At 66.1% G+C, this 22,231-nt stretch carries 18 protein-coding genes; 8 read left to right on the top strand and 10 right to left on the bottom strand.

Annotation, left to right across the window (positions count from 1 at the left end; translation table 11 throughout):
• Position 1: 1 nt before the first annotated feature.
• Positions 2–1,237 carry a 3-hydroxyacyl-CoA dehydrogenase gene (locus J2T47_RS14255; protein WP_253447754.1) on the bottom strand — a complete coding sequence of 412 codons (1,236 nt, stop codon included), beginning with the start codon at positions 1,235–1,237 and terminating at the stop codon, positions 2–4.
• Between the two features lie 104 nt (positions 1,238–1,341).
• Here J2T47_RS14255 and J2T47_RS14250 point away from each other — a divergent pair, with 104 nt between their 5' ends.
• Positions 1,342–2,241 carry a LysR family transcriptional regulator gene (locus tag J2T47_RS14250; protein WP_253447751.1) on the top strand — a complete coding sequence of 300 codons (900 nt, stop codon included), beginning with the start codon at positions 1,342–1,344 and terminating at the stop codon, positions 2,239–2,241.
• Positions 2,242–2,304: 63 nt separating this feature from the next.
• Here J2T47_RS14250 and J2T47_RS14245 read toward each other — a convergent pair whose 3' ends face one another.
• The 5 genes from J2T47_RS14245 to hslO form a co-directional block, all read right to left on the bottom strand.
• The gene (locus tag J2T47_RS14245; protein WP_253447748.1) at positions 2,305–2,907 is read right to left on the bottom strand and encodes a nitroreductase family protein; all 603 of its coding nucleotides are present in this window, start codon (positions 2,905–2,907) and stop codon (positions 2,305–2,307) included.
• Between the two features lie 143 nt (positions 2,908–3,050).
• The gene (locus J2T47_RS14240) at positions 3,051–4,550 is read right to left on the bottom strand and encodes a flavin-containing monooxygenase (RefSeq protein WP_253447745.1); all 1,500 of its coding nucleotides are present in this window, start codon (positions 4,548–4,550) and stop codon (positions 3,051–3,053) included.
• 386 nt (positions 4,551–4,936) lie between these two features.
• Entirely contained in the window at positions 4,937–6,862 is a 1,926-nt protein-coding gene (locus tag J2T47_RS14235; RefSeq protein ID WP_253447742.1) for a RecQ family ATP-dependent DNA helicase, read from the bottom strand.
• 240 nt (positions 6,863–7,102) lie between these two features.
• Positions 7,103–8,644, bottom strand: a complete 1,542-nt coding sequence (locus J2T47_RS14230) for a phosphoenolpyruvate carboxykinase (RefSeq protein WP_253447739.1) — start codon at positions 8,642–8,644, stop codon at positions 7,103–7,105.
• 168 nt (positions 8,645–8,812) lie between these two features.
• Positions 8,813–9,706: an Hsp33 family molecular chaperone HslO gene (gene hslO, locus J2T47_RS14225; protein WP_253447736.1), complete on the bottom strand. Its 894-nt coding sequence runs from the start codon at positions 9,704–9,706 to the stop codon at positions 8,813–8,815.
• A gap of 118 nt (positions 9,707–9,824) precedes the next feature.
• On the opposite strand from hslO, the gene J2T47_RS14220 reads away from it, so the two are divergent.
• Positions 9,825–10,625 (top strand): phosphatase PAP2 family protein, encoded by an 801-nt coding sequence (locus tag J2T47_RS14220; protein ID WP_253447733.1) that lies wholly within the window; start codon positions 9,825–9,827, stop codon positions 10,623–10,625.
• A 45-nt stretch (positions 10,626–10,670) separates the two neighbouring features.
• Here J2T47_RS14220 and J2T47_RS14215 read toward each other — a convergent pair whose 3' ends face one another.
• Complete coding sequence (locus J2T47_RS14215; RefSeq protein ID WP_253447730.1) at positions 10,671–11,063, bottom strand: RNA-binding S4 domain-containing protein; 393 nt, start codon at positions 11,061–11,063, stop codon at positions 10,671–10,673.
• A 167-nt stretch (positions 11,064–11,230) separates the two neighbouring features.
• On the opposite strand from J2T47_RS14215, the gene J2T47_RS14210 reads away from it, so the two are divergent.
• The 3 genes from J2T47_RS14210 (at position 11,231) to J2T47_RS14200 (ending at position 13,663) form a co-directional block, all read left to right on the top strand.
• A complete protein-coding gene (locus tag J2T47_RS14210) occupies positions 11,231–11,641 on the top strand; it encodes an ATP-dependent zinc protease (RefSeq protein ID WP_253448160.1) in 411 nt (136 codons plus the stop codon).
• Positions 11,638–12,543 (top strand): 30S ribosomal protein S6--L-glutamate ligase, encoded by a 906-nt coding sequence (gene rimK, locus J2T47_RS14205; protein ID WP_045215639.1) that lies wholly within the window; start codon positions 11,638–11,640, stop codon positions 12,541–12,543. Before J2T47_RS14210 ends, rimK begins: the two co-directional genes overlap by 4 nt.
• 190 nt (positions 12,544–12,733) lie before the next feature.
• Entirely contained in the window at positions 12,734–13,663 is a 930-nt protein-coding gene (locus J2T47_RS14200; RefSeq protein WP_253447727.1) for a S66 peptidase family protein, read from the top strand.
• On the opposite strand, the gene J2T47_RS14195 is transcribed toward J2T47_RS14200, so the two are convergent.
• Positions 13,660–14,979 carry an ATP-binding protein gene (locus J2T47_RS14195; RefSeq protein WP_253447724.1) on the bottom strand — a complete coding sequence of 440 codons (1,320 nt, stop codon included), beginning with the start codon at positions 14,977–14,979 and terminating at the stop codon, positions 13,660–13,662. The two genes, J2T47_RS14200 and J2T47_RS14195, sit on opposite strands and share 4 nt — an antisense overlap.
• Positions 14,980–15,211: 232 nt before the next feature.
• Positions 15,212–15,952, bottom strand: a complete 741-nt coding sequence (gene ompR, locus J2T47_RS14190) for an osmolarity response regulator transcription factor OmpR (RefSeq protein ID WP_024762186.1) — start codon at positions 15,950–15,952, stop codon at positions 15,212–15,214.
• A 363-nt stretch (positions 15,953–16,315) separates the two neighbouring features.
• Between ompR and J2T47_RS14185 the strand changes: the two genes are divergently transcribed.
• From J2T47_RS14185 to gshA, 3 genes are all read left to right on the top strand, one after another.
• The gene (locus J2T47_RS14185; RefSeq protein ID WP_253447721.1) at positions 16,316–18,658 is read left to right on the top strand and encodes a Tex family protein; all 2,343 of its coding nucleotides are present in this window, start codon (positions 16,316–16,318) and stop codon (positions 18,656–18,658) included.
• Between the two features lie 36 nt (positions 18,659–18,694).
• On the top strand, positions 18,695–19,057 hold the full coding sequence (locus J2T47_RS14180; protein WP_405307451.1) for a PaaI family thioesterase: 363 nt from the start codon (positions 18,695–18,697) through the stop codon (positions 19,055–19,057).
• A 165-nt stretch (positions 19,058–19,222) separates the two neighbouring features.
• Positions 19,223–20,809, top strand: coding sequence for a glutamate--cysteine ligase (gene gshA, locus J2T47_RS14175; protein ID WP_253447718.1), 1,587 nt, complete (start codon positions 19,223–19,225; stop codon positions 20,807–20,809).
• 80 nt (positions 20,810–20,889) lie between these two features.
• Here gshA and argA read toward each other — a convergent pair whose 3' ends face one another.
• Complete coding sequence (argA, locus tag J2T47_RS14170; protein WP_253447716.1) at positions 20,890–22,188, bottom strand: amino-acid N-acetyltransferase; 1,299 nt, start codon at positions 22,186–22,188, stop codon at positions 20,890–20,892.
• Positions 22,189–22,231: the final 43 nt, after the last annotated feature.

Genomic DNA, 22,231 nt, shown 5'->3' with positions numbered 1-22,231 from the left:
TTCAGTGCTCCTGTTTCACGTCGGCGAAGCGACCATTGGCGGCGGCCAGGCGCTCGATCAGCGCGGCCGGCTGCCAGTGCGCGCCGTGCTCGCCGGCCAGGTCACGCAGGCGCGCCAGCACGCTCTGCAGGCCCTGACTGTCAGCCCAGGTCATTGGGCCGGATTTGTCTTTCGGGAAGCCATAACCATTGAGGTAAACGGTGTCGATGTCGGCGCTGGTGGAGGCGATGCCTTCGTCGAGAATCTTCGCGCCTTCATTGACCAGCGCCAGCAGGCAGCGCTCGAGGATCTCCTCGGCGCCGATGTCGCGGCGGGCGTAGCCCAGACGCTCGGACTCGCGCAGCACCAGTGCGTCCACTTCCGGGTCGTGCTCAGCCTGGCGGCTGCCCGGCTCGTAGTGGTAGAAGCCGTTGCCGGACTTCTGGCCGAAGCGGCCCATCTCGCACAGGCGGTTGTCCACCTGCACGGTCGGCGCATCCTGGCCCTTGCCGGCCAGCTCGCGGGCGCGCCATTCGAGGTCAATGCCGACCACGTCGAACATGCGGAACGGCCCCATGGCGAAGCCGAAACCCTGGATCGCCGCGTCCACCTGATGCGGCAGCGAACCTTCGAGGATCAGCCGGCGCGATTCCTGGACGTACTTCTCCAGCATGCGGTTGCCGATGAAACCGTGGCAGTTGCCGGCCACCACGCTGACCTTGCCCATGCGCTCGCCCAGATCCAGGGCCGCTTCGAGCACGGCAGGAGCGGTCTTCGCGCCGCGCACGATCTCCAGCAGCTTCATGATGTGCGCCGGGCTGAAGAAGTGCAGGCCGAGCACCCGGGACGGCCGCGAGGTCACCGCGGCGATGGCGTCGACGTCCAGGTAGGAGGTGTTGGAGGCCAGGATGGCCGAAGGTTTCAGCACCGCATCCAGCTCGCGGAAGATCGACTGCTTGAGCTCCAGGTTCTCGTACACCGCCTCGATCACCAGGTCCACTTCGCGGATCGCCGCGTAGTTCGCCGCCTGGGAGATGCGCGCACGGCGGCGGGCGGCTTCAGCCTCGTCGATACGGCCCTGGCGCACATTGTGGGCGTAGGTGTCGGCCACCGCGCCAAGCGCCTGGGTGAGCATCTGCGGGTTGTTGTCCAGCCACAGGACCTGCACGCCGGCGTTCGCCAGGCACATGGCAATGCCCCGGCCCATGGTGCCGGCGCCGATGACGGCGGCGCTGGCGATGCGGATGTTCTGGCTCATGTTGTTCCTCTTGTCAGCCTGAAACGCTCGATTGAAGACCACACACCTTAGGGAAGGCAGTACTATTTTTGAAATTTTGAGTTGTGATAAGTGGCATTCAGCCGATGAATATGAATACGTTCGACCTCAACCTGCTGCGGGTGCTGGATGCGCTGCTGCGCGAACGCAACGTCTCGCGCGCGGCGGAACGCCTGTCGCTGAGCCAGCCGGCGGTGAGCAACGCGCTGAACCGCCTGCGTGAACTGCTCGATGATCCGCTGCTGGTGCGCGTCGGCCGGGCGATGCAGCCAACGCCACGGGCGCTGGAACTGGAAGCGCCGATCCGCGACGCCCTGCAGCGCATCGGCCAGAGCCTGGCCGGCGGCGACACCTTCGACCCCGCGCGCAGCCGCCAGCGCTTCACCCTGGCGCTGACCGACTATGTGGAAGCGCTGTGCATGCCGCCCCTGCTCGAAAGTCTGGGCAGCGCGGCGCCTGGCATGGGCCTGAGCATCCAGCACCTGACGCCGACGCTGCCGGCCGAAGCGCTGGACAAGGGCAATCTCGACCTGGTGCTGGGCCGCTTCGAAGAGCTGCCGGCGCGTTTCCAGCGTCGCCCATGGGCGAGCGAAACGCTGCGCCTGCTGGCCCGGCGGGGACATCCGCAGGTGGACGGTGGGATCGATCTGGAAACTTTCCTCGGCCAGCGGCACCTGTGGGTTTCCGGCGGGCAGACCAAGGGCATGGTCGACCAGTGGCTGGCCAGCCAGGGACTGAAACGGCAGATCGCCTACACCACGCCGAACTACCTGCAGGCGGCGCATCTGGTGGCGACCACGGATCTGCTGACGGTGCTGCCGACGCGGCTGGCGGCGCATTTCGCCCAACTGTTGCCGCTGCAGGTGCTGGAGCTGCCGTTCGACGTCGGGCAGTTCCACCTGGAGCTGGTCTATCTCGCCCAGCGCGAGCGGGATACGGCGTTGCAGTGGCTGATCGAGCGGATAGTGGATTCCGCTCCGGAATAACAGGAGGCACGCCATCCTACGAGGAGCAAAAGAAAACGCGCCCGGAGGCGCGTTTCATCGGGATCAGAAGCGATCGCGAACGATCGTCTCGTCCAGCGGCAGGCGGCCGATGCGCGGCCGGGCTTCCACCGCCTGTTTGCCCACGGCGATCATCAGGCCGATGGCATGGTTGGCCGGCAGGTTGATCAGCCTGGCCACCGCGTCGAAGTCGAAACCGACCATCGGCACGCTGTCCAGGCCGCGGCCGCGGGCGGCGAGCATCAGGGTCTGGGCCACCAGGCCGCTGCTGCGCATGGCTTCGTCGCGCTGGGTCTGCGGCTTGTCGCGGTAGTAGCCGTCGATGGCGCCGACCATGTAGTTCTTCACTTCCACCGGGGCGCCGTCCCACACGCGCTCGGCGTTCTGCTCCCAGCTGTCGACCTGCGCGCAGACGATCACCAGCATCGATGCGTCGGTCATCTGCACCTGGTCCCAGCCGGCTGCGCGAATCTGCGCACGCAGCTCGGGATCGCTGACCTCGACCAGCCGCACGTGCTGCAGGTTGAACGAGGTGGGAGCGAGCAGCGCCTGTTGCAGCAGGTCGTCCTTCTCCTCGCGGCTCATCACGTAGGAAGTGTCGAAACCACGAATGGAACGGCGGCTGCGGATGGCGTCTTCGATCAGCATGGAAAATCCTCTGGCTGGCATGGGCGGGAATGGCGCGCATGGTAAGCCGAGAGGCCGCCCCGTTGCAGAGCGGCGTATCGATAATGTTTATACGATTAGCTGATGGATCGAGCGCCCGCCGCCAATGACGGGCACTCCGAGGACTAGCTCTCCAGCGCTTCCACCGGTGCCGCCGCGGCCTGGCGCTGCCTGGGCGAGGTGAAGGCGAGATAGCCATCCTCGACCTTGCCGAAACGCAGCAGGGCGAGGTCGAGCGCGTAGTTCTGGTAGAGCTTCCAGGGCGTGCGGTCGCCCTGCTTGGGCATGCGGTCGGCGGCGCGCTGGATGTAGCCGGAATTGAGGTTGAGGAAGGGTTCTTCCTTCACCGACCCAGCGGTCTGGCGCGGCGTGCACTGGCGCATGCCGACGGCATCGAGGTGGTTGATCAGGCGGCAGAAGTACTCGCTGGAGAGGTCGGCCTTGAGCGTCCAGCTGGCGTTGGTGTAGCCGACGATGGCGGCGAGGTTGGGCAGATCGCGCAGCATGATGCCGCGGTAGCCCATGCTCTGGGTCACGTCGAACGGCTTGCCGTCGATGGCCAGCTCGGCGCCGCCGAACATCACCAGGTCCAGCCCGGTGGCGGTGACTATCACGTCCGCCTCCAGCACCTGCCCGGATTTCAGCAGGATGCCCTTCTCGGTGAAGCGCTCGATATGGTCGGTGACCACCGAGGCGCGGCCCTGGCGCAGGGCCTTGAACAGGTCACCATCCGGCACGCAGCACACGCGCTCATCCCACGGCTTGTAGCGCGGACTGAAGTGGCGCATGTCGAAATCCTTGCCCAGCTGCAGGTTCGCCAGCTTGAGCATCAACTTGCGCACCGCGCCGGGGAACGCCTTGGAGGCCATGAAGAAGATCATCTGCATGGTCACGTTGCGCGCCCGCGCCTGGCGGTACACCCATTTCTCCGGCAGGAAGTTGCGCAGGAAGTTGGAGATCGGGTCCTTCGCCGGCAAGGTGATCACATAGGACGGCGAGCGCTGCAGCATGGTGACGTGGGCGGCCTTGTCGGTCAGCGAGGGAATCAGCGTGACGGCGGTGGCGCCACTGCCGATCACCACGATGCGCTTGCCGCTGTAGTCGAAGTTCTCCGGCCACAGCTGCGGGTGGATGACCTGCCCGGCGAAGCTCTCGCGCCCAGCGAAGTCCGGGGTGTAGCCGGCGTCGTAGCGGTAGTAGCCAGTGCACATGAAGAGGAACTGTGCGCTCATGCGTACCGGCTCCGCCTCGTCGCCGCGCTGTACGACGAGGTTCCACCGCGCGCTGGCGCTGTCCCAGTCGGCCTTGAGCACGCGGTGGCGGTAGCGGACCTTGTCCTCCACGCGGTACTCGCGGGCGGTCTCGCGGATGTAGCTCAAGATCGACGGGCCGTCGGCGATGGCCTTGGGTTCGGTCCAGGGCTTGAAGTTGTAGCCCAGGGTGTACATGTCCGAGTCGGAGCGGATGCCCGGGTAGCGGAACAGGTCCCAGGTGCCGCCCATGGCCTCGCGGCCTTCGAGGATGGCGTAGGACTTGCCGGGGCACTGCTTCTGCAGGTGGCAGGCGGCGCCGATGCCGGACAGGCCGGCGCCGATGATCAGTACATCCAGATGCTCGGTGGACATGCGTGGGGGCTCCTTGCTGCAACGCCCGAGGGACTGTTGATGTTTCGGCGCGAGCCGCGTTGCCGCGACAAATCACGCCAGGCTAGACGCGGGACGCCGGCAATGGTGGTCCCTTGCCTAGTCCCGCAACGACGCATGGCGTGATTTGCCGCGCAACCCGAAGGGACGAAACCGAATTTTGCGCAGACCGCTCAACTCGGCAGGAAAAGGAAACACCACTACTGTAGTCGGCACTCCACCTGCGCGAAATTGGGTTTCGTCGCGGCCGTGGCGAAGCGTCAACAGTCCCTCACTCTAGGCGGGAATGCTCATTCCACACCCTACAAGGAGCCCCGCCGGCATCACGCCGACCTTTAGTCGTGCGTGGCGCCGGCGTCTTCAGGCGGTCACAGTTGCGCCTGTACCCAGTCGCGGACCTGGGCGTAGGGGTAGTCCTCCAGCGTCGCGTAGCCCGGCAGCGTGCGCGCCTTCATGCGGGTGAAGGCCGGCACGCTGATGCCGCAGAGGAAGCGCGTCACGCAGTCGGCGCTGGGCGCAAGGCCTCGGGCGCTGCGGTACTTCTCCAGGAAGGCGGCGCAGCGGCTGTGCAGCGACTGGCCGTCCAGCGCCGGCAGCGCGGGCGGCTCCGGCAGCCGGGCGACATGGCCGGCGCAGACCGAACAGTGCCCGCACTGGCGCGGCGCCAACTGGTCGCCGAAGTACTGGGCAAGGCGCCAGCTCAGGCACTCCGAGCTGCCCAGCAGCTCGAGCATGGCGCCGATGCGGGCGATCTCGCTTTCCTCGTGGCGCTTGAAGTAGCGGTGCAGCTCTTCGCTCAACTCATCCACAGAGAAGGAGGCATCGCGAACCGAGTAGACCTCGGTCATCTGCTTGCTCTCCAGCTCCACCCAACCGCGCTCCTGGAAGTAGTCCAGCGCCTTCACCACCCGCGCACGCTCGGCGCCGTGGCGGCTGTAGAGGGTGTCGAAATCCAGGGTCGCCCAGGTCCTCGCGCGGGCCGAGGTGGTGAGGATGGCGTCGACGAACTGCCGCCGCTCGCCCTGAAAATGACTCAGAAGCTCGGCGGAATCGATATTCAGTTTGTAGCGATATTCGGCGAAATAGGCGAAACGTGGGGCGATGATGCCGCGCAGCTCCAGCTGCACCAGCAGCGTCTTCAGCGGCAACTGGCGGATGTTCGACTGGTCCGACAGGGGCACCAGCATGGTTTCCCACTGGCCATTCGGCGCCTGGCGGATCTCTTCCAGTACGTTGCGGATACCCTCGCGCTCGGGCGTGTCGCCGTAGACGAAGTTCTCCAGCACGTTGAGGCTGTCCCGGTTGGCCAGCACCAGGCATTCCGAACGCTGGCCGTCACGCCCGGCGCGGCCGATCTCCTGGCTGTAGTTCTCCAGCGACTTGGGCAGGTCGTAGTGCACCACCTGGCGGATGTTGCTCTTGTCGATGCCCATGCCGAAGGCGATGGTGGCGACGATGCAGTTCAGCCGGCCTTCCATGAAGCGGCGCTGGATGCCCTCGCGCTCCGGGTGTTCCATTCCGGCGTGGTAGGCGCAGGCGGGAATGCCGCGTTCCGCCAGGTGCGCGGCGACTTCCTCGGCGGTCTTCTGCTGGGTGACGTAGACGATGGCCGGCTGCCCGGCGCGCTCGCCCAGCCACTGCACCAAGCGCGCGCGGCGGGCGGCGCTGGCTACCGGTTCCACCTGCAGGTCGAGGTTGGCGCGGTAGAAGCCGGTGGTGACCACGTCGGCTTCGGCGATGGCGAATTTGCTGCGCATGTCGGCGATCACCGCCGGCGTCGCGGTGGCAGTGAGCAGCAGCACCTGGGGGATGCGGAACTGCTTCTGGTAGTCCGGCAGCTTCAGGTAGTCGGGGCGGAAATTGTGGCCCCATTCGGAAATGCAGTGCGCCTCGTCCACCACCAGCAGGGAAATCGGCACCTCGCTGATGAAGTTGCGGAAGCGCTCGTTCTTCAGGCGTTCCACCGAGATCATCAGCACCTTCAGCTCGCCGCTGCGCGCACGGGCCATGGTCTGCGCGGTCTGCTCGCGACTCTGCGCCGAGTCGATGCTGGCGGCGGCGATGCCGTGGCGGGCAAGGAAGGCGAGCTGGTCCTGCATCAGCGCCAGCAGCGGCGAAATGACCAGGGTCAGGTGCGGCAGCAGCAGCGCCGGCAACTGGTAGCACAGCGACTTGCCCGAGCCGGTAGGGAAGATCGCCGCCGCCGAGCGCCCGGACAGCACCGCACTGACCGCCGCCTCCTGGCCAGGACGGAACTGGCGGAAGCCGAAGACGCGTTCGAGGGTGTCGTGCATGGGGATAACTCCTTTCATGGGCGTCCACCCAGCCTAGGAACTGCTTTTGTAGGAGCGAGCTTGCTCGCGAACCGGAGTTGGGCTGTTCGCGAGGCCGAACCCGTTCCCTACGGATAACGGCATTCCCTACATCCCTGTAGGTCACAAGCTCGCTCCTACGAAGAACACCTCAGAGCAGGACCGTTCCCAGGTGCAAATGAAAAAGCCGCCCGAAGGCGGCTCTTTCCAGAACGGACGCGCTTACAGCTGCGGGCCGGCGTTCTTGATGGCGTCGCTCACGTCGAACTTCTGGAAGTTGTCGATGAACTTGGTGGCCAGGCCCTTGGCGGCTTCGTCGTAGGCAGCCTTGTCTTCCCAGGTGTTGCGCGGGTTGAGCAGGACGGTGTCGACGCCCGGAACGGCCTTGGGCACGTCCAGGTTGATGATGTCCAGGTGCTCGGTCTCGGCGCCGATCAGAGCACCGCTCTGGATGGCGGCGATCACGCCACGGGTGGTCGGGATGTTGAAGCGCTTGCCGACGCCGTAGCCACCACCGGTCCAGCCGGTGTTGACCAGGTAGACCTTGGAACCGAAGGCCTTGATGCGCTTGATCAGCAGCTCGGCGTAGACGCCGGCCGGGCGCGGGAAGAACGGTGCGCCGAAGCAGGTGGAGAAGGTCGACTTGATGCCGCCGCCCGAACCCATTTCGGTGGAACCGACCAGCGCGGTGTAGCCGGACAGGAAGTGGTAGGCCGCCTGCTCATTGTTCAGGATCGACACCGGCGGCAGAACGCCGGTCAGGTCGCAGGTCAGGAAGATCACGGCGTTCGGCTCGCCGCCGAGGTTCTGCTCGGAACGCTTCTCGACGTTCTCCAGCGGGTAGGCCGCGCGGGAGTTCTGGGTCAGGCTGTCATCGGCGTAGTCCGGAGTGCGGTTTTCGTCGAGGACGACGTTTTCCAGCACGGCGCCGAACTTGATGGCTTTCCAGATGACCGGCTCGTTCTTCTCGGACAGGTCGATGCACTTGGCATAGCAGCCGCCTTCGATGTTGAAGACAACGCCTTCGCCCCAGCCGTGCTCGTCGTCGCCGATCAGGTAGCGGCTTTCGTCGGCGGACAGGGTGGTCTTGCCGGTGCCCGACAGACCGAAGAACAGGGTCACGTCGCCCTCTTCGCCGATGTTGGCGGCGCAGTGCATCGGCAGCACGTCTTTTTCCGGCAGCAGGTAGTTCTGCACGCCGAACATGGCCTTCTTCATTTCACCGGCGTAGCGCATGCCGGCGATCAGCACCTTCTTCTGGGCGAAGTTGAGGATCACGCAGCCATCGGAGTTGGTGCCGTCACGCTCGGGCACGCACTCGAAGTTGGCGACGTTGAGAACCTGCCACTCTTCGCGGCCGGCCGGATTGTACTGCTCGGGCTCGATGAACAGCGCGCGGCCGAACAGGTTCTGCCAGGCGGTGGCGGTGGTCATCTTCACGGCCAGGTAGTGGTCGTGGGCCGACCCTACATGGACGTGGGAAACGAAATGGTCCTGGGCGTCATTGAAGGCCTGGACACGGTCCCACAGGGCATCGAACTTGTCGGCCGGGAACGGACGGTTGATGGCGCCCCAAGCGATGGAATCCTTGCTGCCCGGCTCTTCGACGATGAAACGGTCGGCAGGCGAACGGCCGGTGCGGTGGCCGGTTTTCACCACGAGCGAGCCGTTGTCGGCGAGTTCGCCTTCGCCGCGGCGAATGGCTTCTTCCACCAGTTGGGCAACGCTGATATCGGTGTAAACGGCTTTATTGGCTTGCGTCATGTGGGTCCCCGTCGGCCGAAGCCGAGTCCTCCAAACATTGCGTAGTGACTTCTGATTCCCACTACCGCGGAAAAAAGTCGCGGGATTATGCCAGAAAAGAACTGTTCTCGTGCAGCCTCTGATCTGGCGAGAGCGCCATTGGTTCGGCTATCGGACAAATCGAAGCAATCAATGGCGGGTTTCTGACGGCGTCGCGCTTCCGCCGCCCGAGAACAACTGGGCGACGTCGGAGCCGTCGAAGCGATAGCGCTCATTGCAGAACTGGCAGTCGATGACGATCTCGCCATCTTCCTCGGCCAGCAGACGCTCGGCGTCTTCCTGCCCAAGACTGACCAGCGCATTGGCCGAGCGTTCCCGCGAGCAGCTGCAGCGGAACACCAGCGGCTGCGGATCGAACAGGCGCACGTCGTCCTCGTGGTACAGGCGGTGCAGCACGGTGGCGTTGGCCAGGCCCAGCAGCTCCTCGGCGGTGAGGGTATCGGCCAGGGTGCTGACGTGCTGCCAGCTGGCTTCGCGCGACTCGGCGTCGCGCTGGCGATCGGCCGGCAGTTGCTGCAGCAGCAGGCCACGGGCGCGACGGCTGTCGGCGTTGAGCCAGAAGCGGGTCGGCAGCTGTTCGGAAGTGGCGAAGTAGGTCGACAGGCAGTCGGCCAGGGTCGCGCCCTCCAGCGGCACGATGCCCTGGTAGCGCTTGCCGTTCTTCGGATCGACGGTGAGGGTCAGTACGCCCTCCGGCATCAGCTCCGGCAGGCCGGCGGTATCGCCGATGGCGTCTGCGTCGTAGCGAGCCAGGCCACGCACTTCGCGGTTGCTGGAGCATTCCACCATCAGCAGTGGCACGGCGCCGCTGGAGCGCGCCTGCAGCACCAGCAGGCCGTCGAACTTCAGGGTGCCGCACAGCAGCGCGGCGGCGGCTAGCATTTCTCCCAGCAACTGGGCGACCGGCTGCGGGTAGGGGTGCTTGGCCAGCACTTCGGCGAAGCTGCGGTCGAGCTCCACCAGCTCACCACGGACATCGGTGTTGTCGAACAGGAAACGCTGACTTTGATCGATCTGGGACATGCTGGGCACAACGCTGCGATAGGCACAAATAAATGACAAGTTGATGGCAAAGGCCTATAAAGCGCGCTTTGCAGCACCCACCCATATTCGGGTGGTTCCGTAAGGGGGTATCGATTTTATGGACAAAACCACGCCGTTCCAAGCCACCTGGTCCTGGAAGCCCTTTATCGCCTGCCACCTGATGGCGGTCGTCCTGCTCCTGCTGTGGCTCTGGGAGCCCACTCGCAGCGCGATGGACCTGTTCGATTTCAGCCTGTTCAGCCTGCTCAACCAGCCGCTGGCGACCAACGAAGCCTGGCGCCTGACCTGGGCGGTGGCGAGCACCCGACCGTTCGACCTGCTGGTGGGGGTGATCCTGCTGCTGCTGATGATCCGTGGCGACTGGATCTTCAAGGCGACCCAGGTCCGCGCGGCGACCTTCGGCTTTTTATGCGCGGCCGTCGTGCTGGTGGTGGTACGGATTCTCTATGCCAAGATCGCCCACAAGCTGGGCTGGCAGCACGCCAGCATCTCGACCCTGGCTCCGGACGCCGTTCGCCTGGAGCACTTCTTCCCGCAGTGGGAAGACACCCCCTTCGAGGTGAAGGACGAATCCGCCCGCAGCTTCCCCGGCGACCACGCCTCGGTGCTGCTGATCTGGGCGCTGTTCCTCACCCTGTTCGCCCGCACCGCCCTGCAGTGGGTCGTGATCTGGGGCCTGGCGCTGCTGTTCATGCTGCCGCGCCTGGTGGCCGGCGCGCACTGGGGCCAGGACGACTACATCGGCGGCGTGCAGATGGCCCTGGTGGCGCTGGCCTGGAGCTGCTTCACCCCGTTCGCCGCCAAGGGCAGCGCCGCGCTGGTGCGCTGGACCGACCCGCTGTTCCGCCTGGCGGCGAAGATTCCGCTGCTCAATCGCCTGAGCGTCGTCGCGGCCTGACGCGCGACCGATCCCGGCGAGGCGCCTGCGGCCCTCGCCGGTCGATCATTCCTGATCGCGGAAGCTGAACAGCTGACGGCGCTGTTTCTTGGTCGGCCGCCCGTCGGTCTGCACGCCCAGCGCGCCCGCCTTGCGCATGGCCGAAGCGTCCTCGCGGCGCTTCACGCTGTCGGTGGTTTCTTCATACAGAAGCTGTGCCTCGGGCGCGCCACGCCGCACCATGGACAGCGCCTTGACCACCACGGTGCGTTCGTCGAAGCCCGTGCGGATCACGTACTCCTCGCCGACCCTGGGCTCCTTGCCCGGCTTGCAGCGCTCGCCCCGGCAATGCACCTTGCCGCCGTCGATGGCTTCCTTGGCCAGGGAGCGGGTCTTGTAGAAGCGCGCCGCCCACAGCCACTTGTCCAGGCGAACCTTGTCGTCGTCTTTTTCGCTCACTTCACAACCTCGTCACGTGGGTCTGAGAGTGTACCCCGCGCCCCGCTGGCGGGGCACAAGCGGCCTGACTAGAATGCCGGCAAACGCCGGGGACACCAGCCTTGAAGACTTTCGACCAGCTGTCGGTAATTGGTCTGCGCGAATGGATCGCCCTGCCCGAACTGGGCATGGTCGGCCTGCGCGCGAAGATCGACACCGGCGCCAGCACTTCCAGCCTGCATGCCAGCGACATCGTGCCCTTCGAGCGCGACGGCCAGGCCTGGGTGCGCTTCGTCGCGCACCTGGGCACCCAGGTGCAGCGCCGCCATCGCTGCGAAGCACCAGTGGTGACGATGAAGACCATCAAGAGCTCCAACGGCCAGGCCCAGACCCGCTACGTGATCCGCACCCTGCTGGCCCTGGGCGACCGCGCCTGGTCGATCGAATTCACCCTGGCCTGCCGCAAGACCATGCGCTACCGCGTGCTGCTAGGCTCCAAGGCTCTGGTCCAGGGCCAGCTAGTGGTCAATCCCGGCCTGACCTACGTGCAAGACAAACCCCTCATCATGGTTCCCGCCACCCTTCCAGGTGATCAATGAAAATTGCTGTGCTGTCGCGCAATCCGCGCCTGTATTCCACCCGTCGGCTGGTAGAGGCCGGGCAGCAGCGCGGCCACGAGATGGTGGTGATCGACACCCTCCGCGCCTACATGAACATCGCCAGCCACAAGCCGCAGATCCACTACCGCGGCAAGCCGCTGGAAGATTTCGACGCGGTGATCCCGCGCATCGGCGCCTCGGTGACCTTCTATGGCTGCGCCGTACTGCGCCAGTTCGAGATGATGGGGGTGTTCCCGCTCAACGAGTCGGTGGCCATCGCCCGCTCCCGCGACAAACTGCGCTCGCTGCAACTGCTCTCGCGCAAGGGCATCGGCCTGCCGGTGACCGGTTTCGCCCACTCCCCCGATGACGTGCCGGACCTGATCGAGATGGTCGGTGGCGCGCCGCTGGTGATCAAGCTGCTGGAAGGCACCCAGGGTATCGGCGTGGTCCTCTGCGAGACGGAGAAGGCTGCCGAGTCCGTGCTGGAGGCCTTCATGGGGCTCAAGCACAACATCATGGTGCAGGAATACATCAAGGAGGCCGGCGGCGCCGACATCCGCTGCTTCGTGGTCGGCGACAAGGTCATCGCCTCGATGAAGCGCCAGGCCGCGGCCGGCGAGTTCCGCTCCAACCTGCACCGCGGCGGCAGCGCCAGCCTGATCAAGATCACCCCCGAGGAGCGCATGACCGCCATCCGCGCGGCCAAGGTGATGGGCCTGCACGTCGCCGGCGTCGACATCCTGCGCTCCAACCACGGGCCGCTGGTGATGGAGGTGAACTCCTCGCCGGGCCTGGAAGGTATCGAGACCACCACCGGCAAGGACATCGCCGGAGTGATCATCGAGTACCTGGAGAAGAATGGCGGGCCGCATCTGGCGCGCACCAAAGGCAAGGGGTGAGCCGGGGCTATTGCTTTTTGTAGGAGCGAGCTTGCTCGCGAACCTTCCCTCACTCCGCGCACCAAACGGCGGATAAAGCGTTCCGCTTTATTCGCCCTACGGGAGCGAGCCTCCTGTCTGCGTTGTCACGCTGAACCATTCGCGAGCAAGCTCGCTCCTAAGTTTTTCCTGATGTAATCGGAATCCATCCATGCCCGCACCCCGCCCCCACGCCGAACTCACCTGGTCGCCCATCGAGGGCCGCGTTGCGCTGGTTGCGCCGGCCTCGGCGATTGCCGAGGAGGTGCTGGAAGCCACCCTGCGCCAGCTGGAGGTTCAGGGCATCGACTACCACCTGGGCAAGCACGCCGACGCGCGCTATCGCTACCTGGCCGGCACGCCGGAGCAACGCCTGGAGGACTTCCACACCGCCTTCGAGCTGGATGACGTCAGCGCCGTCTGGTGCCTGCGTGGCGGCTATGGCTGTGGACAACTCATCCCGCAGCTGGACTGGCAGCGCCTCAGGGCCGCCTCGCCGCGCCCGCTGATCGGCTTCTCGGACATCTCCATCCTGCTCAGCGCCTTCCACCGCCAGGGCCTGCCGGCGATCCACGGCATGGTCGCCACCGGCCTTGGCCTGCAGCCGCTCGCCGCGCCCAGCGAGCAGCGTGAGCGCCTGGCGTCGCTGGCCTCGGTCAGCCATGTGCTGGCCGGCGGCCCCGGCAAGCTGGCGGTGCAGCATCTGGCGGGACCGAAGTCGGCCGTGGAGGGCGACCTGATCGGCGGCAACCTCACTGCACTGGCCTGCATGGCCGGCACCACGGGGGCGCTGTATGTGCCGGACGGCGCGATCCTGATCCTCGAAGACGTCGGCGAACCCTATTACCGCATCGAACGCAGCCTCTGGCAGCTGCTGAACAGCCTGGATGGCGCGCAGCTGGGTGCGATCTGCCTCGGCACCTTCACCGACTGCCCGCGCAAAGGCGTGGCCCACAGCCTGGAAGAAATCTTCGCCGAGTACGCCGCCCGACTGGGCGTGCCGCTCTACCACGGCCTGCCCAGCGGCCACGGCGCGCACAACCGGGCCTGGCCCTATGGGCGCCAGGCGGTTCTGGAAGGCAAATCCCTGCGCTGGGATTAGTGCGCGTCACGCGGCAGCAGCAGCCCCAACGGCAGGCAGACGCGCGCTTCCACGCCGCCGCCCTCGCGGTTGCGCAGTTCGATGCTGCCGCCGTGCTGTTCGGCAATACGCTTGACGATGGCCAGCCCGAGGCCCGTACCCTTGCCGCCGCGCGCTTTGTCGCCACGGAAGAAGGGGTTGAAGATGTTGTCCAGCTCCTGCGGATCCACGCCTGCGCCACGGTCCAGCACGCTGAGCACCACATAGGGCGCGCCACCGCCGCCGGCCACGTGAGCCGCGACTTCGACCTTGCCACCACCGTGGTTCAGGCCGTTCTCGATCAGGTTGCCGAGCAGGCGCTTGATCGATACACGACGGAAGCGGAACAGCGGCAGCGTCTCCAGGCACAGGCGCACGCGATTGCCGTTCTGGTTGAAGGCGTCGGCTACCTCGCGGATCAGGTCGGCGAGATCGCCCTCTTCCACCGATTCGTCGCGGCCATCGCGGATGAACGCGAGGAACTGGTCGAGGATGGCGTCCATGTCCTCGATGTCGCGGACCATGTCCTCGACCATCTCGCGGTCGCTGTCGGGCATCAGCTCCAGCGACAGGCGCAGACGCGTCAGCGGCGTCCGCAGGTCGTGGGAGACCCCCGCCAGCATCAGCTCGCGCTCGCGGCCGGCCTGCTCGACGTCATCGGCCATCTGGTTGAACGCGCGGTACACCTCGGCCATTTCGCTGGGCGTTTCCTGCCCCAGCGGCAGGCGCACGCTGCGCCCCTTGCCGAACTCGCGGGAGGCGAAGACCAGGCGCTTGAGCGGCTGGCTGAGCAGGCGCACGAAGATCCACGCCGCCGCAGTGGAGAGCAGGCCGATACCGAGGAACCAGCCCAGCACACTCCAGATCTGCTGGCCGCGCAGCGGATGCGGGTAGAGCGGTACGCCGATCCAGCCGTCACCCAGGGTCGGCGCACGGACCCAGAGCATCGACGGATGATGGATACGCAGACGGGTCTCGGTGTCGATGCCCAGCTCCATGCGCATCTGCCGCTGGAAGATCTCGGTGTACGGCCAGTGCACTTCCTCCGGCTGCCCCTGCTCGTGGGGCGCCCACTTCAGCCCAGCGGACTGGGCGATGGCCTCGCGCGATTTCTCGTCCGCCGCCCAGTAGGCACGCACGGTCAGCGCCGCGCCGTGGCTGTACTGGCGGTCGACCAGCATGTCTTCGTTCATCAGCAGGTAGACCAGGGTCAGCGCCTTGGAGAACAGCACGACGATGAGCACCAGCCAGAGGGTGCGGGCGAAGAAGCTTTGCGGGAACCAGAGGGGTGTTTTCAAAAAGGCGTTACCAGGAAGCACTGACCGTAGCAGGAGAGGTACCCGACTCTTGATCGCGAACCGAGCCGGCAGAGCCCCTCTCCCTAGCCCTATCCCTGAAGGGAGAGGGGACTGGATCGGCACCGGCTGAAACTGATGCGCCAGCCGGCACGGATAGCTCCCTCTCCCTTCAGGGAGAGGGCGGGGGGAGAGGGTATCGGGCTAACGCCGCCACTCTCCCCCAAGGGTTGAATCACTTGCGCGCAGCGCCATCCGGAACGAACACGTAACCCACGCCCCAGACGGTCTGGATGTAGCGCGGCTTGGACGGGTCGGGCTCGATCAGCCGGCGCAGGCGGGAAATCTGCACGTCGATGGAGCGCTCCAGCGCATCCCACTCGCGGCCACGGGCCAGGTTCATCAGCTTGTCGCGGGTCAACGGCTCGCGGGCGTGCTGCACCAGGGCCTTGAGCACGGCGAACTCACCGGTGGTGAGCATGTGCACTTCCTCGCCCTTCTTCAGCTCGCGGGTGGCCAGGTGCAGTTCGTAGTCGCCGAAGGTGACGATCTCGTCTTCGCCCGCCGGCGCACCCGGCACCAGCGGCGCCTGGCGGCGCAGCACGGCCTTGATCCGCGCCAGCAGCTCGCGCGGGTTGAAGGGCTTGGCCAGGTAATCGTCGGCGCCCTGCTCAAGGCCCGAGATACGGCTGGATTCATCGCCCTTGGCGGTGAGCATGATGATCGGGATCTGGTTGTTCGACTCGCGCAGGCGCTTGCATGCGGAGAGGCCATCCTCGCCGGGCATCATCAGGTCGAGCACCACCAGCTGGAACAGCTCGCGGGCCAGCAGGCGGTCCATCTGCTCGGTGTTCTCGACGGCGCGGACGCGATAACCCTGCTCATCGAGGAAGCGTTCCAGCAGACGGCGCAGGCGCGCGTCGTCATCGACCACGAGGATCTTTTCGCCTTCCGGCAGGGTGGCAGCGTTGCTCATGGAGACTCCCAGAATCTGATTCGGCGGGCATTATCGCCCAGCAGCCGCGCATCACGGCTTGTCCATTGTTAGCAGATTTTTCCCCGACCAGTCGCCCACCCGGTGAAATTGTCGCGGGTATAATGCGGCGCTTTTGCGGCGGGGCGTTGTCACAGGGCCTGTCGAATGACCGGGAAGCCCGGTCCAGATGCTCTTTTATGTACCTGTTCATGATCTTGCGAGCTAGAGCAGAACAAGGCGAGGACGGCTGAGAAAGCGGAGTTGACTGCAGTCAATGAGCATTTCTCAGTTGGCCTCAACGCAGTTATGCCGACGCGCAGCAGATCATGCGCCCCGTTTTCGATTGTCTTGTCAGGTGTATCCATGGACAGCATTAACACCCGTATCGCCGAAGAGCTTTCCGCACTGCCCTCCGGCCGCGTTCAACCGCAGCAGGTCGCCGCTGCCGTCGCCCTGCTCGATGAAGGCTCCACCGTCCCCTTCATCGCCCGTTACCGCAAAGAAGTCACCGGCAGCCTGGATGACACCCAGCTGCGCATGCTCGAAGAGCGCCTGCGCTACCTGCGCGAGCTGGAAGACCGCCGTGGCGCGATCCTCGCCAGCATCGAGGAACAGGGCAAGCTGACCCCGGAACTGGCCCGCGAGATCAAGCTCGCCGACACCAAGACTCGCCTCGAAGACCTCTACCTGCCCTATAAGCAGAAGCGCCGCACCAAGGGCCAGATCGCCCTGGAAGCCGGCCTCGGCGAGCTGGCCGACGCGCTGTTCAATGACCCGGGCCTGACGCCGGAAAGCGAAGCCGCGCGCTTCGTCGATGCCGAGAAAGGCTTCGCCGACACCCGCGCCGTGCTCGAAGGCGCCAAGTACATCCTCATGGAGCGTTTCGCCGAGGACGCCACCCTGCTGGACCGCCTGCGCGGCTTCCTCAAGGACAACGCCACCCTCACCGCACGCATGGTGCCGGGCAAGGAAACCGAAGGCGCCAAGTTCAGCGACTACTTCGAGCACGACGAGCCGCTCAAGAGCGCCCCGTCGCACCGCGCGCTGGCGATCTTCCGTGGCCGCAACGAGGGCATCCTCAGCGTTGCGCTGAAGGTCGGCGAAGAACTGCCGGGCACCTCGCACCCGTGCGAGATCATGATCGGCGAGCGCTTCGGCGTGTCCAACCAGGGCCGCGCCGCGGACAAGTGGCTGTCCGAGGTGGTGCGCTGGACCTGGAAGGTCAAGCTCTACACCCACCTGGAAACCGACTTGCTGGGCGAGCTGCGCGACGGCGCCGACGCCGAGGCGATCAACGTCTTCGCGCGCAACCTGCATGACCTGCTGCTGGCCGCCCCGGCCGGGCCGCGCGCCACCCTGGGCCTCGACCCGGGCCTGCGTACCGGCGTGAAGGTCGCCGTGGTCGATGCCACCGGCAAGCTGCTGGACACCGCCACCGTCTACCCGCACGTGCCGAAGAACCAGTGGGACCAGACCATCGCCGTGCTCGCCGCGCTGTGCGCCAAGCACCAGGTGGAACTGATCGCCATCGGCAACGGCACCGCCAGCCGCGAGACCGACAAGCTGGCCGCCGAGCTGATCAAGAAATACCCGGCGCTCAAGTGCACCAAGATCATGGTCAGCGAGGCCGGCGCCTCGGTGTACTCGGCGTCGGAACTGGCTGCGAAGGAATTCCCGGAGCTGGACGTGTCGCTGCGCGGCGCCGTGTCCATCGCTCGTCGCCTGCAGGACCCGCTGGCCGAGCTGGTGAAGATCGAGCCGAAATCCATCGGCGTCGGCCAGTACCAGCACGACGTGTCCCAGCTGCAGCTCGCACGCAGCCTGGACGCGGTGGTGGAAGACTGCGTGAACGCCGTCGGCGTGGACGTGAACACCGCCTCCGCTGCCCTGCTGGCGCGCATCTCCGGCCTCAACAGCACCCTGGCACAGAACATCGTCTCGCACCGTGACGCCAACGGCGCGTTCCGCACCCGCGACGACCTGCGCAAGGTCAGCCGCCTGGGCGACAAGACCTTCGAGCAGGCTGCCGGCTTCCTCCGCGTGATGAACGGCGACAACCCGCTGGACGCCTCCGCGGTGCACCCGGAAACCTACCCGCTGGTGCAGCGCATCGCCGCCGACACCGGCCGCGACGTGCGCTCGCTGGTCGGCGACTCGGGCTTCCTCAAGCGTCTGGACCCGAAGAAATTCACCGACGAACAGTTCGGCCTGCCCACCGTCACCGACATCCTCAAGGAGCTCGACAAGCCCGGCCGCGACCCGCGCCCGGAGTTCAAGACCGCCGAGTTCCAGGAAGGCGTCGAGAGCCTGAAGGACCTCAAGCCCGGCATGGTGCTCGAAGGCGTGGTGACCAACGTCACCAACTTCGGCGCCTTCGTCGACATCGGCGTCCACCAGGACGGCCTGGTGCACATCTCCGCGCTGTCGGAGAAGTTCGTCAAGGACCCGTACGAAGTGGTCAAGGCCGGCGACATCGTCAAGGTGAAGGTCATGGAAGTGGACATCCCGCGCAACCGCGTCGGCCTGTCCATGCGCATGAGCGACACCCCCGGCGAGAAGACCGAAGGCCCCCGCGGCGGCGGTCGTCCCGGCAACGGTGCACCGCGTGGCGAGCGCAGTGCCGCCCCGCGCCAGCAGGAGCAGGCCCCGGCGAACAACGCCATGGCCTCGCTGTTCGCCAACGCCAAGCAACTGAAGAAGAAGTAAGGAAGGTCCATGAGCGAGATGCCCGCCCGCGAGCTGATGATCAGCCGCTTCAGCGAAACCATCGGCGTGCAGCCGATCCGTGTCGCTGACGGCGAAGCCGAGGTGCTGCTGCCGATGGCCGAGCACCTGCGCAACCGCGGCAACGTCATGCATGGCGGCGCGCTCTTCACGCTGATGGACATGACCATGGGCCTGGCCTGCTCCAGCGCCCATGGTTTCGACCGGCAGAGCGTCACCCTGGAATGCAAGATCAACTACATCCGCGCGGTCGCCGAAGGCGAGGTGCGCTGTGTGGCGAAAGTCCTGCATGCCGGGCGCCGTTCGCTGGTGGTCGAAGCCGACATCCACCAGGGCGACAAGCTCGTCGCCAAGGGACAAGGCACCTTCGCCCAGCTGTAAATTGCCTCGGCGCAACTGACCTATGCTGTAGTCCGGAGCCCCCGAAAGGCGGGCACCGGCGCGGCGTCTCCCCAAACCAGGCGACCACGCCGGTTGTGTTCTCCCCTTGTAGACCGCCCAGTCCACCCCCATAGTGGGGCGATTGCCGTGTGAAGGACTTCCAACTTGAGCGACCAACTCTCCCGCCGCCTGGCCCTGCTTGGCGATGCCGCCAACCTGTCCCTGCTCACCCAGTGCCTGCACGGTATCGAGCGCGAATGCCTGCGCGTCGATGAACGCGGCAAGCTCGCCCTGACCCCGCACCCGCGCGTCCTGGGCTCGGCGCTGACCAACCCGCAGATCACCACGGACTACTCCGAGTCGCTGCTGGAGTTCATCACCCCGACCTCCACCAGCGTCGAAAAGACCCTGGACGAACTGGGCGACATCCACCGTTTCGCCAGCGGCAAGCTCGACGGCGAATACCTGTGGAGCCCGTCCATGCCCTGCGAGCTGCCGGATGAAGAGACCATCCCGATCGCCCGCTACGGCAGCTCGCACATCGGCCGGCTGAAGTACGTCTACCGCAAGGGTCTGGCCCTGCGCTACGGCAAGACCATGCAGTGCATCGCCGGCATCCACTACAACTTCTCCCTGCCCGAAGGCATCTGGGAGCTGCTGCGCGAGGAAGAAGGCAGCGAGAAGAGCGCGCGAGACTTCCAGTCACACCGCTACATCGCGATGATCCGCAACTTCCGCCGCTACAGCTGGCTGCTGATGTACCTGTTCGGCGCGTCGCCGGCGCTGGACGCCGGCTTCCTGCGCGGCCGCCCGCACGGCCTGGAAGCCTTCGACGAGCACACCCTCTACCTGCCCTATGCCACCAGCCTGCGCATGAGCGACCTGGGCTACCAGAACAACGCCCAGGCCGGCCTGACGCCCTGCTACAACGACCTCGACAGCTACATCGACAGCCTGCGCCGCGCGGTCAGCACGCCGTATGCGCCGTACGAAAAGGTCGGCACCAAGGTCGATGGCGAGTGGGTTCAGCTCAACACCAACATCCTGCAGATCGAGAACGAGTACTACTCGAGCATCCGCCCGAAACGCGTCACCTACACCGGCGAGCGTCCGATCCAGGCGCTGATGGCCCGTGGCGTGCAGTACGTCGAGGCGCGCTGCCTGGACATCAACCCCTTCCTGCCGCTGGGCATCGACGTCACCGAAGCCCGCTTCCTCGACGCCTTCCTGCTCTACTGCGCGCTTTCCGACAGCCCGCCGCTGGGCGGCTGCGAGTGCGGCTCGGCCACCAGCAACTTCCTCAAGGTGGTCAAGGAAGGTCGTCGCCCGGGCCTGAAGCTGGAACGCGGCGGCCAGCAGATCGAGATGAAGGAGTGGGCGGGCGCCCTGCTCGACGCCATCGCGCCGATCATCGACCTGCTCGACCGCGCCAATGGCAGCAGCCTGCACGCGCAGAGCCTGGCCGAGCAGCGCGCCAAGGTGGCCGACGCCGACCTGACGCCTTCGGCGAAGGTGCTGGAGGAAATGCGCGAACGTGGCGAGAGCTTCGAAGCCTTCGCCCTGCGCTACAGCCGCCAGCACGCCGAAACACTGCAGAGCGAATCCCTGTCGGCTGAAGAGCAGGCTCGCTTCGAGGGCATGGCCAGCCAGTCCCTCGCCGAACAGGCGGAGCTGGAGAAACAGCCCGAGGGCGATTTCGACACCTTCGTCGCCGCCTACCAGGCGAGCATCCTGGGCTTGATCAGCGTCTGAGTGCGCAGCCAGGTCGAACGAAAAAGAGGCCCGAGGGCCTCTTTTATTTTGCCTGCGCCACGGCGCCCGGCAGGAGCGCCTTACAGGGTCTTCTCGAACACCTGCGAGTTGCGCTGGTAGTTGTACAGCGACGCCCGCGCCGCCGGCAGGCGGTCCACGCTGCTGGGCTGGAAGCCGCGCTCGCGGAACCAGTGGGCGGTGCGCGTGGTGAGGACGTAGAGGGTCTTCAGGCCGAGGTTGCGCGCGCGCTGTTCGATGCGTTCCAGCAGGTCGTCGCCGCGGCCGCCGTGGCGGTACTCCGGGTTCACCGCCAGGCAGGCCAGCTCGCCCGAATCCGAATCGGCGATGGGATAGAGCGCCGCGCAGGCGATGATCAGCCCTTCGCGCTCGACGATGCTGAACTGCTCGATCTCGCGCTCCAGCACCTCGCGGGAACGGCGCACCAGGATGCCCTGCTCTTCCAGCGGGCGAATCAGCTCCAGCAGGCCGCCGACATCCTCGATGCCCGCTTCGCGCAGCTGCTCGAACTGCTCCTGGGCGACCAGGGTGCCGTTGCCGGTGCGGGTGAAGAGTTCGCTGAGCAGCGAGCCGTCTTCGGTGTAGCTGACGATATGGCTGCGCCGCACGCCCGCACGACAAGCCTGGGCGGCGGCGTCCAGCAGCTCGCCCTGGTAGCTCGCGCCCAGACGTTCCAGATGCGCCGGCACCTGCTGCGGGCGCAGCTCGCGCACCAGCTTGCCGGCGTCGTCCATCAGGCCGCGCTCGGCTCCATAGAGGATCAGCTTGTCCGCGCCCAGGTCGATGGCCGCGCGCATGGCCACGTCCTCGCAGGCGAGGTTGAAGATTTCCCCGGTGGGCGAATAGCCCAGCGGCGAGAGCAGCACGATGCTGCGCTCGTCGAGCTGGCGATTGATGCCCTTGCGGTCGATCCGCCGCACTTCGCCAGTGTGGTGGTAGTCGATGCCGTCGACCACGCCGATCGGCCGTGCGGTGACGAAGTTGCCGGCGGTCACGCGCAGGCGCGAGCCCTGCATCGGCGAGGCAGCCATGTCCATGGACAGGCGTGCTTCGATGGAAATGCGCAGGCTGCCGACGGCGTCGATCACGCAGTCCAGGGTCGGCGCGTCGGTGACCCGCAGGCCACGGTGGAAGCGCGGCGCCAGCCCGTGGGACGCCAGGCGCGCCTCGATCTGCGGGCGCGAGCCGTGCACCAGCACCAGGCGCACGCCCAGACTGTGCAGCAGCACCAGGTCGTGGACAATATTGCCGAAATTGGGGTCTTCGACGCCCTCGCCGGGGAGCATCACCACGAAGGTGCAGTCCCGGTGCGAATTGATGTAGGGCGAGGCGTGGCGCAGCCAGTTGACGTAGTCGTGCATTGCTTGAAAAGCCTGTCGTTCGAGTGGGCGGAAATCTGTCGGA

The sequence above is a fragment of the Pseudomonas nitroreducens genome, assembly GCF_024170165.1.
Taxonomy (GTDB): domain Bacteria; phylum Pseudomonadota; class Gammaproteobacteria; order Pseudomonadales; family Pseudomonadaceae; genus Pseudomonas; species Pseudomonas nitroreducens_C.
The sequence above is the reverse complement of the archived record's forward strand: the minus strand, read 5'-3'. Positions and strand labels throughout refer to the sequence as shown.

Excerpts from the sequence above, each read along its gene's own strand:
- J2T47_RS14255 (WP_253447754.1), bottom strand. The coding sequence starts at position 1,237 with ATGAGCCAGAACATCCGCATCGCCAGCGCCGCCGTCATCGGCGCCGGC.
- J2T47_RS14250 (WP_253447751.1), top strand. The coding sequence starts at position 1,342 with ATGAATATGAATACGTTCGACCTCAACCTGCTGCGGGTGCTGGATGCG.
- J2T47_RS14245 (WP_253447748.1), bottom strand. The coding sequence starts at position 2,907 with ATGCTGATCGAAGACGCCATCCGCAGCCGCCGTTCCATTCGTGGTTTC.
- J2T47_RS14240 (WP_253447745.1), bottom strand. The coding sequence starts at position 4,550 with ATGTCCACCGAGCATCTGGATGTACTGATCATCGGCGCCGGCCTGTCC.
- J2T47_RS14235 (WP_253447742.1), bottom strand. The coding sequence starts at position 6,862 with ATGCACGACACCCTCGAACGCGTCTTCGGCTTCCGCCAGTTCCGTCCT.
- J2T47_RS14230 (WP_253447739.1), bottom strand. The coding sequence starts at position 8,644 with ATGACGCAAGCCAATAAAGCCGTTTACACCGATATCAGCGTTGCCCAA.
- hslO (WP_253447736.1), bottom strand. The coding sequence starts at position 9,706 with ATGTCCCAGATCGATCAAAGTCAGCGTTTCCTGTTCGACAACACCGAT.
- J2T47_RS14220 (WP_253447733.1), top strand. The coding sequence starts at position 9,825 with ATGGACAAAACCACGCCGTTCCAAGCCACCTGGTCCTGGAAGCCCTTT.
- J2T47_RS14210 (WP_253448160.1), top strand. The coding sequence starts at position 11,231 with ATGGTCGGCCTGCGCGCGAAGATCGACACCGGCGCCAGCACTTCCAGC.
- rimK (WP_045215639.1), top strand. The coding sequence starts at position 11,638 with ATGAAAATTGCTGTGCTGTCGCGCAATCCGCGCCTGTATTCCACCCGT.
- J2T47_RS14200 (WP_253447727.1), top strand. The coding sequence starts at position 12,734 with ATGCCCGCACCCCGCCCCCACGCCGAACTCACCTGGTCGCCCATCGAG.
- ompR (WP_024762186.1), bottom strand. The coding sequence starts at position 15,952 with ATGAGCAACGCTGCCACCCTGCCGGAAGGCGAAAAGATCCTCGTGGTC.
- J2T47_RS14185 (WP_253447721.1), top strand. The coding sequence starts at position 16,316 with ATGGACAGCATTAACACCCGTATCGCCGAAGAGCTTTCCGCACTGCCC.
- J2T47_RS14180 (WP_405307451.1), top strand. The coding sequence starts at position 18,695 with ATGATCAGCCGCTTCAGCGAAACCATCGGCGTGCAGCCGATCCGTGTC.
- argA (WP_253447716.1), bottom strand. The coding sequence starts at position 22,188 with ATGCACGACTACGTCAACTGGCTGCGCCACGCCTCGCCCTACATCAAT.